This is a genomic window from Povalibacter sp., from assembly GCF_036735925.1.
Classification (GTDB): Bacteria; Pseudomonadota; Gammaproteobacteria; order Steroidobacterales; family Steroidobacteraceae; genus Steroidobacter.
Window position 1 is genome coordinate 13,648 of record NZ_DAINNK010000003.1, and the last position, 17,471, is coordinate 31,118.

9 protein-coding genes and 1 pseudogene are annotated in these 17,471 nt (G+C 64.5%); 9 read left to right on the forward strand and 1 reads right to left on the reverse strand.

Going from position 1 to position 17,471, the window contains the following annotated elements:
- Positions 1-129 precede the first annotated feature (129 nt).
- From V7D81_RS01620 to V7D81_RS01655, 8 genes are all read left to right on the forward strand, one after another.
- A complete protein-coding gene (locus V7D81_RS01620; protein WP_324314032.1) occupies positions 130-2,031 on the forward strand; it encodes a tetratricopeptide repeat-containing diguanylate cyclase in 1,902 nt (633 codons plus the stop codon).
- Positions 2,032-2,052: 21 nt separating this feature from the next.
- Positions 2,053-5,670, forward strand: a complete 3,618-nt coding sequence (locus V7D81_RS01625) for a hydantoinase B/oxoprolinase family protein (RefSeq protein ID WP_324314033.1) — start codon at positions 2,053-2,055, stop codon at positions 5,668-5,670.
- Positions 5,661-6,926, forward strand: coding sequence for an MFS transporter (locus V7D81_RS01630; protein ID WP_324314034.1), 1,266 nt, complete (start codon positions 5,661-5,663; stop codon positions 6,924-6,926). Before V7D81_RS01625 ends, V7D81_RS01630 begins: the two co-directional genes overlap by 10 nt.
- Before the next feature lie 186 nt (positions 6,927-7,112).
- Positions 7,113-8,627 carry a glucoamylase family protein gene (locus tag V7D81_RS01635; RefSeq protein WP_324314035.1) on the forward strand — a complete coding sequence of 505 codons (1,515 nt, stop codon included), beginning with the start codon at positions 7,113-7,115 and terminating at the stop codon, positions 8,625-8,627.
- Positions 8,628-8,747: 120 nt separating this feature from the next.
- Positions 8,748-9,926, forward strand: coding sequence for a sugar ABC transporter substrate-binding protein (locus V7D81_RS01640; RefSeq protein WP_324314036.1), 1,179 nt, complete (start codon positions 8,748-8,750; stop codon positions 9,924-9,926).
- 120 nt (positions 9,927-10,046) lie between these two features.
- Positions 10,047-10,928, forward strand: a complete 882-nt coding sequence (locus V7D81_RS01645; protein WP_324314038.1) for a carbohydrate ABC transporter permease — start codon at positions 10,047-10,049, stop codon at positions 10,926-10,928.
- Positions 10,925-11,746 (forward strand): carbohydrate ABC transporter permease, encoded by an 822-nt coding sequence (locus V7D81_RS01650; protein WP_324314039.1) that lies wholly within the window; start codon positions 10,925-10,927, stop codon positions 11,744-11,746. The genes V7D81_RS01645 and V7D81_RS01650 overlap by 4 nt, the downstream gene beginning before the upstream one ends.
- A 2-nt stretch (positions 11,747-11,748) precedes the next feature.
- Positions 11,749-14,874 carry a discoidin domain-containing protein gene (locus V7D81_RS01655; protein ID WP_324314040.1) on the forward strand — a complete coding sequence of 1,042 codons (3,126 nt, stop codon included), beginning with the start codon at positions 11,749-11,751 and terminating at the stop codon, positions 14,872-14,874.
- A 92-nt stretch (positions 14,875-14,966) separates the two neighbouring features.
- Here the strand turns inward: V7D81_RS01655 and V7D81_RS01660 are convergent.
- Positions 14,967-16,331 (reverse strand): annotated as a pseudogene (locus tag V7D81_RS01660) (GH1 family beta-glucosidase).
- Positions 16,332-16,389: 58 nt separating this feature from the next.
- On the opposite strand from V7D81_RS01660, the gene V7D81_RS01665 reads away from it, so the two are divergent.
- The gene (locus V7D81_RS01665) at positions 16,390-17,469 is read left to right on the forward strand and encodes an ABC transporter ATP-binding protein (RefSeq protein ID WP_324314041.1); all 1,080 of its coding nucleotides are present in this window, start codon (positions 16,390-16,392) and stop codon (positions 17,467-17,469) included.
- The last annotated feature ends 2 nt before the right edge of the window (positions 17,470-17,471 follow it).

Here is a 17,471-nt window from a genome sequence, read left to right on the forward strand (position 1 = left end):
GGACTTGTGGCGCATGGAAGCCGCTCGATCTGCAGCTTTTCAGGCGAAACCACGTTGTCCCATATCCCTGCTCACCGGATCTGTTCCTGGGCAGCGCCGATTCATCGGTGGCTGTGGGCAATCACGTCCGTGCTGCTTGCGCAGGCGGGACTGGCTGCGGAAGTTGCACCGCACCCCGCGCAGGCGATCGTCGATGAAGCCTCCGTCGCGATGCGAACGGATCCCGAGGCCAGTCGTCGCGATGCCGAACAGGCGCTCGACATCCTGAAGCGCCGTCCCGACGCCGACATAGAAATCCGCGCGCGCCTGATCCTTTGCGACTATCAGTCCGAGCGCGATACCGCCGCGGCCGAGGAACAGATCCGGCTCATTGGCGGGCTGCTGTTTCAATCGCGGCGTGCCGGGCTGCGCGCCGGCATGTTCGACTGCCAGGGGCAGATCGCCGAGACGGCCGGCAACAATGACAAGGCGCTCGAGAATTACGAACGCGCGGTGACGCTGGCCAGCGATGCGAACGACGAGGAAATGCTCGCCGCGGCCCTGTTCTCGCGCGGCTATCTGCTGGGGCTGCAGGGTCAGTACGCGGCCGGTCTGGCGGATCTGCGGCGCGCGCAGGGCCTCTACGAAAGACTGCATCTGTCGCAGCACGCGCTCACTGCGCTGAATGGCATTGCCATCCTCTACAACCGGATGGGCGATTACGAACAGGCGCGGCACATGTACAGCCTGGCGCTCAAGGCGCAGCGCGATGCGAAGCTGCTGCGCGAACAGGCGGTGACGCTCCACAACCTGGGCCGTGCGCAGGAAAACCTGAGTCAGTGGCCGGGTGCCCGCGAGTCGTTCCAGGAATCCCTCGAACTCAGCCGCCAGCTCAGCTATGTGCGCGGCGAGGCGTACGCGCTGCGCGGGCTCGCGGCCGTCGAGAACGGATTGTCGAATCCCAAGGCGGCGCTGGAGATCCTGCAGCGAGCCGAGGAACTGCAGAAGGAAACGCCCGACGCGCGGCTCGAAGCCCAGATCAATCTGGCGCGCGGCATCGCCCTGCATCAGTTGAAGCGCTTGCCGGAAAGCGTGGCTGCGCTCGAGGATGCGCTGCAGGTGTTCCGCCAGGCCGCCTCCTTGAGCGAACTGCGTACCACCTACAGCGAGCTGGCGACGACGTACTCCGAGATGGGCAACTGGCGCGCCGGCTACGGCTTTCTCGACAAGGCTGCCGAGGTTTCCGAGCGCCGGTATCTGAACCAGATCGATCAGCGGTTCGCGACGCTCAAGATCGAATTCGACACCGTTGCCAAGGAAAAGGAGAACGCGCTGCTGCTGCGCGAGAACCAGGCGAACGAAAAGGCGCTGGCCCAGGAACGTCGTGCGCGCACGCTGCAGGCTGCAGTCATCGTGCTGGTCGTGGTGCTGGCGGCAGTGCTGCTCGTGCTCGCGCTGCATCAGCGGCGCATGTCGTTGCGCATGCGCTCGCTGGCCATGACCGACGAGTTGACGGGTGTGCCCAACCGCCGCGCGGTGCTCGGCCGGCTGGAGTCGGCGCTGTCGCAGAGTGCGGGCGGACCGTGCTCGATGCTCATCATCGATATCGATCACTTCAAGAGCATCAACGATCAGCACGGTCATGCCGAAGGCGATGCGGCCTTGAAGCTGGTGGCGGCAACGCTGCGCGACGCGGTCAGGGCGCCGGGTTTCGTCGGTCGCCTCGGCGGCGAGGAATTCGTCGCCGTACTGCCGTCGATGGGCAACGAGGCCGCGTGCGAAATTGCCGAGACGATCCGCTGCGGCGTCATGGCTATCGATTCGCTGCCGTGGCTCGGCGAACGCCGCATCACCGTGAGCGTCGGCGTGACCACGTGCGCCGATACGAAGACGACCGCGGGCGGCATGCTGCATTCCGCGGATCAGGCGCTGTACGAAGCGAAGCGCGATGGCAGGAACTGTGTGAAGGTCCATCCGAGGCCCGCGAGCCACGAAGCCGCCGCAGTGCCGGCCGCGCCATCGGGCTCTGCCGCGCAGGTGGGATTTGCCTGACGCCTGTGGAACAGGCAGGTCATGACCGACCGCTGGCAGTTCTGGATCGATCGCGGCGGCACGTTCACTGATGTGATCGCGCGCACGCCGCGCGGACAACTCCTCACCCGCAAGCTGCTCTCCGAGAATCCCGAGCGTTATCGGGATGCGGCCGTGCAGGGCATTCGCGAGTTGCTCGGCGTCGATGCGGAGGATCCGATTCCCGCGGCGGCCATCGATTGCGTTCGCATGGGTACGACGGTGGCGACGAATGCGCTGCTCGAGCGCAAGGGCGACCGCACGCTGCTCGTCGTGACGCGGGGATTTGCCGATGCGCTGCGCATCGGCTATCAGCACCGGCCGAAACTGTTCGTCCGGCATATCGTGCTGCCATCGATGCTTCATGAAGCGGTCGTCGAGGTCGACGAACGGCTGGACGCGCACGGCAACGTCGTGCGCGCACTCGATCTGGAAGCGGCGCGCGAGCAGTTCAGAATCGCGGCAGACAAGGGCATCCGCAGCTGCGCCGTCGTGCTCATGCACGGCTATCGGTTTCCCGCGCATGAACAACAGCTCGCAGAACTGGCGCGCGAAGCCGGATTCACGCAGGTGTCGACTTCGCATCAGGCCAGTGCGCTGATGAAGTTCGTCGCGCGCGGCGACACGACGGTCGTCGATGCGTATCTCTCGCCGGTGCTGCGACGCTACGTCGACCAGGTTGCCCGCGAACTGCCCGGCGTCAAACTGCAGTTCATGCAGTCTTCCGGCGGTCTCGTCGACGCGCGGCAGTTTCAAGGCAAGGACGCGATCGTGTCCGGACCGGCGGGCGGCATCGTCGGAGCGGCCCGCGCATCGCTGGCCGCGGGCTTCGACCGCATCATCGGCTTCGACATGGGCGGCACGTCGACGGACGTGACTCACTTCGCCGGCGAGTACGAACGTGTCTTCGATGCCGAGATCGCGGGCGTGCGGCTGCGGGCGCCGTTGCTGCAGATCCATACGGTCGCGGCGGGCGGCGGCTCCATCTGTCGTTTCGATGGCGTGCGATTGCGCGTCGGCCCGGAATCCGCCGGCGCGAATCCCGGCCCGGCCGCGTATCGCCGCGGCGGTCCGTTGACGGTCACCGACTGCAACGTGCTGCTCGGCAAGCTGCAGCCCGATCTGTTTCCGCTTCTGTTCGGCGAGCGCGGCGATCTGCCGCTCGATGCACAGGCGGTGTGCGATGGGTTTGCGGAACTGGCCGCGGACATCGCCAAAGTCACGGGACAGACACACGAACCGGAGGCGCTCGCCGCCGGCTGCATCCGCATCGCCGTGGAGAACATGGCGAATGCCATCAAGAAGATCTCCGTGCAGCGCGGTTACGACGTGACGAACTATGCGCTGACCTGCTTCGGCGGCGCCGCGGGCCAGCACGCCTGTCTCGTGGCGGATGCGCTCGGGATGCAGACGGTCTTCATGCATCCGCTGGCCGGCGTGCTCTCGGCATACGGCATCGGGCTGGCGGACGTCATCGTGCTGAAACAGCACGCAATGGAAGCTGCCTTGTCGCGGGACAGCCTGGCAGAGGCGGGCGGCGCACTCGACATTCTCGAACGGCAGGGATGTCACGAGCTGCAACAGCAGGGCGTCGCCGGCAGTGCCATCCGTACGGTGCGGCGGCTCGCGGTGAAATACGAAGGCACGGACAGCGCGCTGCAACTGTCTGCACCGACTGCTGCGGACGATGCGGCAGTGACGGAAGTCCGCGCCGCATTCGAGGCGCAATATCGGACGCGCTATGGGTTTCTCATGACGGCTCGCGGCCTCGTGATCGAATCCGTTTCGGTGGAGGCGGCCGGCGTCAGCGACACGGAAGTCAGCGCAGTCGATCAAGCCCGTCGGCGCAGCGGACCGCTACAGCCGATCGCGTATCGTCCCGTCTATCTGGACGACCATTGCCAGCCAGTGCCGTTCTTCGATCGCGATGCACTGCAGGCGGACGACATCATCGACGGCCCCGCAGTCATTCGCGAACCGAACACCACTACGGTTGTCGAGACGGGCTGGCGCGCCGAAGTGACGCAGCAGAACTGCATCGTGATGCGCAGGCTGCAACCGCTGCAGCGCGAGAAGGCCATCGGCACGCAGGCCGATCCCATCCTGCTCGAAGTCTTCAACAATCTGTTCATGTCGATCGCCGAACAGATGGGCGTGGCGCTGGCGAACACGGCCACGTCGGTCAATATCAAGGAACGACTCGATTTCTCCTGCGCGCTGTTCGATGGCGACGGCCTGTTGATCGCCAATGCGCCGCACATGCCGGTGCATCTCGGGTCCATGGGCGAATCGGTGCAGGAAATCCTGCAACGTCGCGCCGGGGCCATGATTCCAGGCGACGTATTCGTGCTCAATGCGCCGTACGCCGGCGGCACGCATCTGCCGGACGTCACGGTCGTGATGCCGGTCTTCTTGCGGGGAACGCCGACGCCGGCGTTCTTCGTCGCCGCGCGTGGGCATCACGGGGATATCGGCGGGCTCACGCCGGGCTCCATGCCGTCGAACTCGATGCACATCGACGAGGAGGGCGTGCTGCTCGACAACGTGCAACTCGTTGCCGGCGGCCGCTTTCTCGAAGCCGAGATCCGGAAGCTGTTGTCATCGGGCCGGTATCCGGCACGCAACGTCGAACAGAATCTCGCAGACCTGCGGGCGCAGGTCGCGGCCTGCCAGAAGGGCAGTGCCGAGTTGCAGGCAATGGTGGATCAGTACGGCCTCGAAGTCGTGCTGGCCTACATGAATCACGTGCAACGCAATGCGGAGGAAGCCGTGCGTCGCGCAATCGATTCACTGCGCGATGGTGAGTATTCGTGCGAGATGGACAGCGGCGCCCGGATCAGCGTCGCCATTCGCATAGACAAGATGCGTCGTGAGGCGACGATCGATTTCACCGGCACGAGCGCGCAGCGCGCCGACAATTTCAATGCACCGCGCTCCGTGATACGAGCCGCGGTGCTGTACGTCTTCCGCACCTTGGTGGACGACGAGATCCCGATGAACGCCGGCTGTCTCGTGCCGCTGCGCCTGATCGTGCCGGAGGGCACGATGCTGAATCCGCGCTATCCCGCGGCCGTCGTCGCGGGAAACGTCGAAACCTCGCAGATGATCACCGATTGCCTGTACGGCGCGCTCGGCGTACTCGCGGCGAGCCAGGGCACGATGAACAATTTCACCTTCGGCAATGAGCGTCACCAGTACTACGAAACCATCAGCGGCGGTTCCGGCGCCGGTCCGGATTTCGATGGTACTGACGCAGTGCAGACGCACATGACCAACTCGCGTCTCACCGATCCCGAAGTACTGGAATGGCGCTTTCCGGTGCGACTCGACGCGTTCTCGATTCGTCGCGGTTCCGGCGGCGCGGGCAGGCATCGCGGTGGCGACGGTGTCGAGCGACGGATCCGCTTTCTGGAGCCGATGACTGCGGTGTTGCTGGCCAACCGGCGGCGAGTCGCACCGTTCGGACTCGAAGGCGGCGCTGCCGCCGCAGCCGGCCGCAACTGGATCGAGCGGGCGGACGGCGCGCGCGAGGAGTTCGGCGCGACTCACGAAGCGCAGGTGCAAACGGACGATGTCTTCGTCATCCAGACGCCGGGCGGTGGAGGCTTCGGATGCAAGTAAGTGCGGACGCATCCCGATCGCGGCGTCTCGCCACGGCCAGCATCGTCGGCACGACGCTCGAATATTTCGACTTCGCCGTCTACAACACACTCGCCGCGCTCATCTTCGGCCAGCTCTTCTTTCCGTCGTTCGAGCCGGCCGTGGGCACCATTCTGGCGTTCTCGACCTTCGCGGTCGGCTACCTCTCGCGACCGGTGGGCGGCATCGTCTTCGGACATCTCGGCGATCGACGCGGCCGACGCTTCGTACTGGTCGCGACCCTGCTGCTGATGGGGATCACGACCGCGCTGATGGGGCTGTTGCCGACATATGCAGCGGCAGGCATCGCGAGTCCCATCCTGCTCGTCGTGCTGCGATTCATCCAGGGCGCGGCGCTGGGAGGCGAGTGGGCAGGTGCCGTGCTGTTGTCGCTCGAGCATGGACCGGCCGAGCGACGCGGCATCAATGGATCGTGGGCGCAGATGGGGCCATCGCTCGGTACGCTGCTGGCCACGGGTTCGATCGCATTGCTCACGATGTCCCTGTCGCCCGAAGACTTCCTTGCATGGGGTTGGCGCCTGCCATTCTTCGCCAGCGTTGCCCTGGTGATCTTCGGTCTGTGGATTCGTCTGGGTGTGGCCGAGACACCGGATTTCCTTGCTCTCCAGAAGGAGGGTGCGAAGGCGAAGACGCCGATCGGCGAAGTCTTTCGCGATCACTGGCGATCGTTGCTGCGCGGCGGTGGCGCGCGCATCGGTCCGGACGTGCTGTATTCGTTGACGGCGACGTTTTCGCTGAGCTACCTCACCGCCACGCTCGGCCTCGAGCGAACGCTGGCATTGATTGCGTTGTCGATTGCGGGCGCGTGCAACGCGGCATCGATTCCGTTCTTCGGCGGCCTGTCCGATCGGCTGGGTCGACGCACTGTCTACGCAGGTGGCGTCGTGCTCGGGTTGCTGTGGATCCTCGCGCTCTTTCCGCTGCTCGATACCCGCGAGCCCGTGCTCATCGTGCTGGCGCTGAGCAGCGGCCTGATCATTCATGCATCGATGTACGGGCCGCAGGCGGCGTTCATCGCCGAGCAATTTCCGGCGCGCGTGCGTTACGCCGGTTCCTCGCTCGCGTACACGCTGGCGGGCATCGTCGGCGGCGGCATCGCGCCGCTCATGTTTGCCGCGCTGCTGCGCGCCTGGGGAACGACGCTGGCGATCGTGCTCTACACGGCCGCCGCGTTGCTCATCACCGGGTTGGTCGTGAAACTCGCGCGCCGACACTGAGAAGGCCTGAGACGGAACCTGCACGCTGTCCCAATCGTTGCGACACGTTGTGATGCCCGGTCTTTCGGAAAGCGCGGTCGTCGATTCCGGCAACATGCGGTCCCGAAAAGATCGAGCGTGGTATAAGGGCATGCATATGTTTCACGACACAGCAGTCAGCGCGGTGTCCGACCATCGATACCGGAAATGAGAAAGGCAGCGAGACCTCACACGCTGCTATGGACCGCATTGGCGATGATTGCGACGACGGCTCCGCCGATCGCCTCGGGATCCGAGGCACCCAATCCTGATGTTGCCAACGTGGTGGTCGAGCGCTCCCGTTCGGTCGCTCCCGATCGCGATGCCGATCCGGTGCTCAACAATCTCGAACGCCGCACTTTCCGCTATTTCTGGAATACCACCAATCGCCAGAACGGCCTGGTGCCCGATCGTTATCCATCGCCGTCATTCTCGAGCATCGCCGCCACAGGCTTCGGCCTGACCGCGTATGTGGCCGGCGCCGAGCGCGGTTACGTATCGCGAACACAGGCGCGGCTGCGCGTGCTGCGGACGCTGCGATTCCTCGAACAGCTGCCGCAGGGGCCGGACGAAACCGGCGTCGCCGGATACAAGGGTTTTTTCTATCACTTCCTCGACATGCAGACCGGTCATCGCTACCAGACGACGGAGCTGTCGACGGTCGATACGGCGTTGCTGCTCGGCGGCGTGCTGCTGTGCCAGACGTACTTCGATCGCGATCATGCGCAGGAACGCGAGATCCGCGAGATCGCGGACCGGATCTACGGACGCGTCGACTGGGTGTGGTCGCAGAACCGGCCGCCGATCATTTCGCATGGCTGGCGTCCCGAGACGGGTTTTCTGCGCCACGACTGGCGCGGTTACAACGAGGCCATGCTGCTGTACATCCTCGCGCTCGGTTCGCCGACTCATCCCGTGGAGCCCGATGCCTGGAAGGAATGGCTGCGGACCTACAAGAATCACTGGGGCGAGTTCGGCGGACAGGAATTCCTGTCGTTCGGCCCGCACTTCGGTCACCAGTACTCGCACGTGTGGATCGATTTCCGCGGCATCCAGGACGAGTTCATGCGCTCGAAGGGCATCGACTATTTCGAGAACAGTCGTCGCGCGACCTATGCGCAGCGCGCGTATGCCATCGAGAATCCCATGCGCTGGCGCGGCTACGACAGCGAGATCTGGGGACTCTCGGCCTCCGACGGGCCGGCGGATACGGTGCAGATCTTCAACAATGAAGAGCGCGGTTTCTTCACCTATGCCGCACGCGCGGCAGCGGCGCCGCAGCTGGTGGACGACGGCACGATCGCGCCGACTGCAGCAGTAGCATCCATCGCCTTTGCTCCCGAAATCGTGATTCCGACGATCCGCGCCTTCCGCGCGCGCTTCGGCGAGAATCTGTATCAGCGCTATGGCTTCCTCGATTCGGTGAACCAGAGTTTCACGTTCACGGATGTGCCGTTGCGTCACGGGCGCATCGTCGAAGGTCTTGGATGGATCGCCGGTGACTATCTCGGCATCGATCAGGGTCCCATCGTTGCCATGATCGAGAACTATCGTTCAGAGGTGATCTGGCGCACCATGCAACGCAATCCCTACATTCGCCGCGGGCTCGAACGTGCCGGCTTCACCGGCGGCTGGCTGTCGCAGCCGACGGCGCCGGTCACCACGACGAATCCCGGAAGCTGACTCGCGAGGACGCCTTTGAAACGCAGTTCGCTGCCAGCGGTTTCGCGTCGAAGCGTCCTGGCGGGACTCGCGGGTGCCGCCGTGACGGCGGGTTGCCGGCCTCGCGCACGGGACGATGTCGTGCGCTTCTGGACCTTCGGGCGCGAAGGCGAGGCGACGGCGGAACTGCTGCAGGACTTCCACGCCCGCAATCCCGGCATACGAGTCGAGATCCAGCGTCTGCCGTGGATCTCCGCCCACGAAAAACTGCTCACTGCCTATGCCGGCGAGACGCTGCCGGACGTCTGCCAGCTCGGCAACACCTGGGTTCCGGAGTTCGCTGCACTGAATGCGCTCGAACCGCTGGACGAATCGATCCGCTCCTCGTCCGTCGTGCTGCGCCCCGACTACTTCGATGGCGTCTTCGAAGCGAACCGCATCGATGCCGAGGTCTTCGCCGTTCCCTGGTACGTCGACACGCGACTGCTGTACTACCGCACCGATCTGCTGGCGAAAGCCGGGTTCAATGCCCCGCCGCAGACCTGGGCGGAGTGGTCGCAGATGCTCGGCGCCGTCAAGCAGTTCGTCGGGCCGGATCGCTACTCGGTGCTGCTGCCGCTGAACGAATTCGAACCGCTGCTGGTGCTGGCGCTGCAGCAGCCGTCCGACGTGCTGCGCGACGGCGGCCGTTTCGGCAATTTTCGCAGCGACGATTTCCGCCGCACGCTCGCGTTCTACGCCGACATCTTCGCGAATGGCTGGGCGCCGCGCATGACCAATACGCAGCTGTCCAACGTCTGGGATGAGTTCGGCAATGGCCTGTTCACGTTCTACATCTCCGGACCCTGGAACATTCCGGAATTCAGGAAGCGTCTGCCCGCCGAATTGCAGGACGCGTGGATGACTGCACCGATGCCCGGGCCCGACGGCCCGGGGCTGTCCTCGGCGGGCGGCTCGGGGCTGGTGATCTTTCGCACGGCCAGCAACAAGCCGGGCGCGTGGAAACTGATCGAGTATCTGTCGCAGCCGGAAACGCAGCGGCGCTTCTACGATCTGACCGGCAATATTCCCCCGCGACGCACGAGCTGGGAAGCGCCGGCGTTGCAACGTTCGCCGTATGCGCATGCATTCCTTGCGCAACTCGACCGCGTACGTTCGCCGCCGAAAGTACCGGAGTGGGAGCGCATCGCGCAGGAAATGCGTCTGGCATCGGAGCGGGTGGTGCAGGGGAGAATGTCGGTCGATGCCGCCGTCGTCGCGCTCGATGCGACGACGGACGCCCTGCTGGAGAAGCGGCGCTGGATGCTGGAGAGGAATTGATGTGATGAAGTGGAAAATGCGGTGCCTTCTTCTTCCTGTGGGGCCGGCTTCAGCCGGCCTTGAACACTTCGAACCAGGCCGGCTGAAGCCGGCCCCACAGGAAGAGGGAGTCCTCGGCGTATGAAGATGCGCTGGGCCGGCTGGTGGTTCGCCGCACCGGCCTTGCTGGTGATGGCGATCTTCTTCTTCGTGCCGGTACTGGCGGCGCTGGCGATGAGCCTTACCGACTTCGATCTCTACGCGCTCGCGGACTACGACAACCTGCGCTTCGTCGGCCTGCACAACTATGTGTCGCTGCTGTCGCAGCCGCTGTTCTGGAAGTCGCTCGGCAACACGTTCTACTTCGTGCTGCTGGGCGTGCCACTGTCGCTCGGCGCCTCGCTGGGCGCGGCATTGCTGGTCAACTCGAAGCTGGCGCGCTTCCGCAACGTCTATCGCACCCTCTACTTCGCGCCCGTCGTCACGACCATGGTCGCGGTCGCCGTGGTGTGGCGCTACATCTTTCACACACGCTACGGTTTCCTGAACTACGTGCTCGGCTTCGTCGGCATCGATCCCATCGACTGGATGGGCGATCCGCACTGGGCGATGCCCGCCATCGTCATCCTCGCGGTGTGGAAGAACTTCGGCTACAACATGATCATCCTGCTCGCCGCGCTGCAGAGCATTCCCGAGGATCTGTATGAGGCCGGGCGCATCGACGGTGCTTCCGGTTGGCAGCTGTTCCGGCACGTGACGCTGCCCGGCATTGCGCCAGTGCTGCTGCTGGTCAGCATCCTCACCATGGCCGGTTATTTCCAGTTGTTCGCCGAGCCCTACGTCATGACGGAAGGCGGACCGCTGCAAAGCACGCTGAGCGTGCTGTACTTCATGTACGAGGAAGGCTTCAAGTGGTGGAACCTCGGCCGCGCCTCGGCCGTCGCCTTCCTGCTGTTCGTGATCATGTTCGCCATCACGCTGCTGCAACTGCGGGTGGCGCGTCGCCACGGGACTGCGGCATGAGAAAGCCCATCGCCAGGTTCTGGATCAATGCGGCGCTGCTGATCGGCGCCGTTGCCACGGCGTTCCCGCTGTTGTGGATGATCTCGGTGTCGTTCATGCCCACAGGCGCGGCGGGTCATTTTCCGCCGCCGCTGCTGCCCGAACATCCGACGCTGGACAACTACCGGATCATGTTCGAGCGCCACAGTGCCGGGCGCTATCTGTTCAACAGCGCGCTGGTGGCGACGCTCGCGACGCTCATTTCATTGTTCTTCAACACGACGGCGGGATATGCCTTCGCGAAGCTGCGCTTTCCCGGCCGCGAGCGCATCTTCCGCGCGCTGCTCGGTGCGCTGGTCATTCCGGGGCAGGTCGCGATGATTCCGCTGTTCGCGCTGGTGAAGGAACTGGGACTGGTCAGCACCTACGGCGGCGTGATCGTGCCAGCGATGGCGAGCATCTTCGGCATCTTCCTGGTGCGCCAGTACGCATTGTCGATTCCGGAGGATCTGCTCGAAGCTGCGCGCATCGACGGCGCGAGCGAGTGGCGCATTTTCAGGTCGGTGGTGGTGCCGCTGCTCAAGCCCATCCTGATCACGCTCGGCATCCTGACGTTCCTCGGTACCTGGAACGATTTCATGTGGCCGCTGATCGTGCTGAGCGATCAGAAGCTGTACACCCTGCCGGTGGCGCTGGCCGGACTGTCGCGCGAATACGTGCAGGACAATGAGCTGATGATGGCCGGCGCGGTGATCACCGTGATGCCGGTGCTGATCCTGTTCCTGGCGCTGCAGCGCTATTACATCGCCGGCATCCTGGCCGGCAGCGTGAAGGGCTGACGATGATGGGACTGTCGCGACCGACTGGAATTCTCGCTGGACTGTTGCTGGCAATGATCATCATGGGCGCTGCATCGACCGATCTGCGAATCCTCGACGAACTGGACGATGTCACGCCGTGGAAGGCCGTCGCCTCCGACGGCGTCATTGCCTCCGTGCATGCGGCGCCCGGAGTGAAGGGTGGCGCGCTGCAGCTCGATTTCGATTTCGCAAAGACCGCCGGCTATGTCGCCGCCGCGCGCCCGTTCGATGTCGAACTGCCGGACGACTACGAGATTTCCTTCTGGCTGCGCGGCCAGGCCGGACAGAATCACTTCGAAGTGAAATTCGTCGACGCCTCCGGCGACAACGTGTGGTGGTACCGCCGCGCCAACTACAGGTTCTCGGGCGAATGGCAGAACATTCGCATCAAGAAGCGCCAGATCGAATTTGCGTGGGGGCCGACCGACGATCGCACGCTGCGACGCTTCGCCTCGATCGAGTTCGTGATCAGCGCCGGCGCGGAAGGCGGCAGCGGCAAGCTCTGGTTCGACGAGCTGAGTCTCAAGACGGTGGTGCGCCCCACGTTGACGGCCAGCCCGACGGTGGAGGCCACGACCGGCACGAACGCCGCTGCCGTGCTCGACGGCAAGCCCGAAACCGCCTGGCGCAGCGCGAGAACGCCGAACAAGCCGCAGTCGATGACCATCGATCTGCAGGCGATCCAGGAGTTCGGCGGCATCGAGATCGACTGGCTGCCGGATCTTCACGCACCGCGCTACTCGCTCGAACTGTCGAGCGACGGCGAGCAATGGCAGACGGTACGCGAGGTCACGGCGGGCAGCGGCGGCCGCGATTCGCATCTGCTGCCGGAATCGGAAGCACGCTGGATCCGGCTGAGCATTCCCGATCCCGGACGCCCGGTGTCGATCAGCGAGATCCATGTTCGCGATCTGGCTTTTGGGGCATCGCCGAATGTGTTCCTGCAGGAACTGGCGAAGCGTACGCAGCGCGGTTGTTATCCGCGCGCGTATTACGACGAACAGTCGTACTGGACGATCGTCGGTATCGATGCGGACCGGGAAGAGGGCCTGTTCTCCGAAGACGGGGCGATCGAGGCACGCAAGGGCGGATTCTCGGTCGAGCCTTTCATTCGTCAGGGCGATCGGCTGCTGACCTGGGCCGATGCGTCGATCACGCAGTCGCTGGCCGACGGTTACCTGCCGGTTCCCAGCGTGTACTGGCGTCTCGGTGATCTGTCGCTGGAGGTGACGGCGCTTGGTGCCGGTGACAAGGGCAGCGCACACACGCGCGTCACCTATCGCGTGCGCAACGACGCCGGCGCACCGAACAAGCTCACGCTGGCGCTGGCCGTGCGACCGTTGCAGGTGAATCCGCCGGCGCAATTCCTGAACACGGCCGGCGGGGTCAGTCCGATCCACGACCTGGGCTGGGATGAAGACCATGTCAAGGTCGATGGCGTAATTGCGGTGCTGCCGCAGTCGCCCCCGACAGCGTTCGTTGCCGTGCCGTTCGATGCCGATTCGCCCTGCGACTGGCTGCTGCAGGCGCAGGCGGCGACCTCCATTCACGATGAGACAGGATTCGCGTCCGGCGCGCTGCTCTACGACATCGAACTCGGTGCCGGCGAAACGCGCGAGATCGTGCTGGATCTGCCGCAGCACGCCGATCGCAATGCACCGGTTGCGGCCCTTCCTGCGACTGCGGAAGAAGCTGTAAAAGCCGAATGGCGAGAGAAGCTCAACCGGTTGCAGATCGACGTGCCGCCGCAGGCCGAAACCTGGTTCGACACGCTGCGCACCGCGCTCGCGCATGTGCTGATCAATCGCGACGGCCACGGCATCCAGCCGGGTTCGCGTTCCTATGAGCGCTCGTGGATCCGCGACGGCGCGATGACCTCGGACTTCCTGCTGCGCATGGGGCACGGGGAGGTCGCGAAGGAATTCCTGCTCTGGTATGCGGACTACCAGTTCGCCAACGGCAAGGTGCCGTGCTGCGTCGACGTTCGCGGCGCCGATCCGGTGCCGGAGAACGACAGCGGCGGCGAATTCCTGTTCCTGATCGACGAGGTGTATCGCTACACCGATGACAAGGAACTGCTGCGTTCGATGTGGCCGCGAGTCGTCAGCGCCGTGAACTACATGGACAAGCTGCGCGAATCCGAAAGAACGGACGCCAACCGTGAAGAAGGTCGCCGCGCGTTCTACGGCACGATGCCGGCGTCGATCAGCCACGAAGGCTACTCGGCCAAGCCGATGCACTCGTACTGGGACAATTTCTGGGCCCTCGCGGGCTACGAATCGGCCGTGCGCATCGCGCGCGCGCTGGGCGAGCGCAGCGCGATGCGCCAGTTCATCGATTCGCGTGACGAGTTCCGCTCCGACCTGTATCGCTCGCTGCGCCTGGCCATGCGCCAGCACGATATCGACTACCTGCCGGGCGCCGCCGAACTCGGCGACTTCGATCCGACCTCGACCTCGATCGCGCTGGCGCCGGTCGGCGAACAGCACATGCTGCCGCCGGAGGCGCTGGAAGATACGTTCGAACGCTACTGGCAGGAGTTCGTGAAGCGCCGCAGCGATGCGACCTGGGATGCGTACACGCCCTACGAACTGCGCAACATCGGTACGTTCGTGCGGCTCGGCTGGCGCGACCGCACCCAGGAACTGCTGGCGTTTTTCATGAACGACCGTCGCCCGGCGACCTGGAATCAGTGGGCGGAAGTCGTTGGCCGCGAAGTCCGCAAGACGCGTTTCATCGGCGACATGCCGCACGGCTGGGTGGCGTCGGACTACGGCCGCTCGTTGCTGGACATGTTTGCCTACGAACGTCCCGCGGATGAAACGCTGCTGCTGATGGGCGGCATACCGAAGGAGTGGTTCGGCAAGGAAAACTTCGGCGTGCGCGGCCTGCGAACGCCCTACGGCACGCTCGACTATTCGCACAAGGTCGAGAACGGCACGACGATTCTGTCGATCGACAGGACCGGGACGCCGGCGGGTGGCATCGCATTGAGTTTTCCGGAACGCCCTTCGGGAACGCAGAAGATCACGCAGGGCTCCGCGCGCTGGAATGGCAATGAATTGCGCGTGAGTTCGTTGCCGTTCCGGATCGAGTTTTCGGAGTGAAGAGGGGAGGTTTCACACGGAGATCACGGAGGTCTGATGCGAGATCTTTTGTTCCGGATCTCCGTGAACTCCGTGATCTCCGTGTGAACCTCCTATTTCCGGAAAATCACCGCCCCATTCGATGCAATGACTTCGGCAAAGAACCTCGCGCTCGCCTTCAGCGTGCGCTTCTGCGTCGTATAGTCGACGTGAATGATGCCGAAGCGCTTCGAGTAGCCGAGCGCCCATTCGAAGTTGTCGAGCATCGACTAGGCGAAGTAGCCGCGGATATCGGCACCGGCGCGCAGGGCATCGTGCACGGCGCGGATGTGCGTTCTGAAGTAGTCGACGCGCGGCGGATCGTCGAGCAGGTCGCCGGAGACTTGCGGCGGATCGGCGAAGGCCGCGCCGTTTTCGGTGATGTACACGGGCGGATTGTCGTAACGATCCCTGATCCACAGCAGCGTGTCGGTGAGTCCCTGCGGGAAGGCTTCCCAGCCCATCTCGGTGTGCGCGTGCTGCGTCTGTCGCACGGGCATGGCGCGCAGTGGCCAGACGTCAGGATCATGTCGGACGACGGCGCGCGTGTAGTAGTTGAGACCGACGAAATCGATGGGCTGGCGGATCAGCGCCAGATCGTCGGCGGCCCAGTCCGGCCAGGCATCGCCGAAGATCTCGCGGAGTTCCTCGGGATAGCGGCCGAGCAGCGCCGGCTCGATGAACTGACGATTCATCTGCGCTTCCGCCCGCCGCGTCGCGGCCAGATCGTCCGGAGACTGCGAAGCGGCATACTTCGGTTCGATGTTCACGACCAGTCCGATGCGATGACGACCCGCGGCGCGATAGGCCTGTACCGCGGCGCCGTGCGCGCGCATCAGGTTGTGCGTGGCGATCGGTGCCTCGAACAGATTTCGATGTCCCGGCGCCGCGGTGCCGTGCAGATAGCCATTGTCCGACACCACCCAGGGTTCGTTGAGGGTCGCCCACAGTTTGATGCGATCGTCGAAGCGGCGAAACACGGTCTCGGCGTACTCGGCAAACCAGTGCGCGCTGTCGCGGTTCAGCCAGCCGCCGCGATCGTCGAGCGCGGCCGGCAGGTCCCAGTGAAACAGCGTCGCGGTCGGCTGGACTCCCTTCGCGAGCAGCCGGTCGATGAGCCGTTCGTAGAAATCGAGTCCGGCAGGATTCACGCGACCGATGCCTTCTGGAAGGATGCGGCTCCACGCGATGCTGAAGCGGTAGGCCTGCAGTCCGAGCTGCTGCATCAGATCGACGTCGCTTTCCCAGCGTCGGTAATGGTCGCAGGCGATGTCGCCGGTTTCGTCGTTCACGACGCGTCCGGGCGTGTGACTGAAGCGATGCCACACGTTCATGCCGGCGCCGTCGGCGAGCGGCGAGCCTTCGATCTGATAGGCGGAGGTCGCGCAGCCCCAGACGAAATCGTCGGGGAAGCGGTCGGCGGGAATGGCTCGGGACATGGGTTGCAGGTTCGCGCGGGTACCGGAGACGTCAGTCTATACGGCCGAAGGAAATTGCATGGCTGAAGTCGTGTTGCGCTCGGTGCGCAAGGTTTACAACAACGGTCCCGTGGCGGTCGCCGATGCCGATTTCACCATTCGCGACGGCGAACTGCTGGTGCTGGTCGGGCCGTCGGGCTGCGGCAAGAGCACGCTGCTGCGCATGATTGCCGGACTCGAGGAAGTCACGTCGGGTTCGATCTTCATCGGCCGTCGCGACGTCACACCTCTGGAGCCGCGCGATCGCGACATCGCGATGGTGTTCCAGAGCTATGCGCTGTATCCGCACATGACGGTCGAAGAGAACCTCGGGTTCGGTCTCAAACTGCGCGGCCATTCGGCGGCAGACATCGCCGGGCGCGTGAAGCAATCTGCCGACATGCTCGAACTGGGTGCATTGCTGCAGCGATTGCCGAAACAGCTTTCCGGCGGACAACGTCAGCGCGTGGCACTTGGCCGGGCGCTGGTGCGCCAGCCGCAGGTGTTCCTGCTCGACGAACCGCTGTCGAATCTCGATGCACGATTGCGCACGACGACCCGCGCCGAGATCGCGCGCCTGCATCGATCGCTCGGCACGACCATGATCTACGTCACGCACGATCAGGTGGAGGCGATGACGCTCGGGCAGCGCATCGTCGTCATGAAGGAGGGGATCATCCAGCAGATCGACGAGCCCATGCGCATCTACGATCAACCGGCCAATCTGTTCGTCGCGGGCTTTCTCGGCAGTCCGGCGATGAATCGCTGGCAGGGGCGGATCGTGGGCGAGGCGCTCGCGGCCGGCGGCGTGACTCTGTCGCTGGGGCCGTCGCTATCGATTCGACCTGAGGGCGAAGTCGTTGTCGGCGTGAGGCCGGAGCACGTCCATCGGATCTCGGCGCACGATCTGTCGCATGTGATCCGCTTCGATGCCGTCGTCGATCTGGTCGAATCCGTCGGCAGCGAGGCGTTCGTGCATGCGCGTCATGGCGGCTGGCCGGTCATCGCGCGCGTGCCGCCGCACGATCTGCCAGCCGTCGGAGCGACGATCACGCTCGGGCTCACGCCTGACAAGTTGCATTTCTTCGATGCGATGACGGGACTGCGGCTCTCGCGCTGACT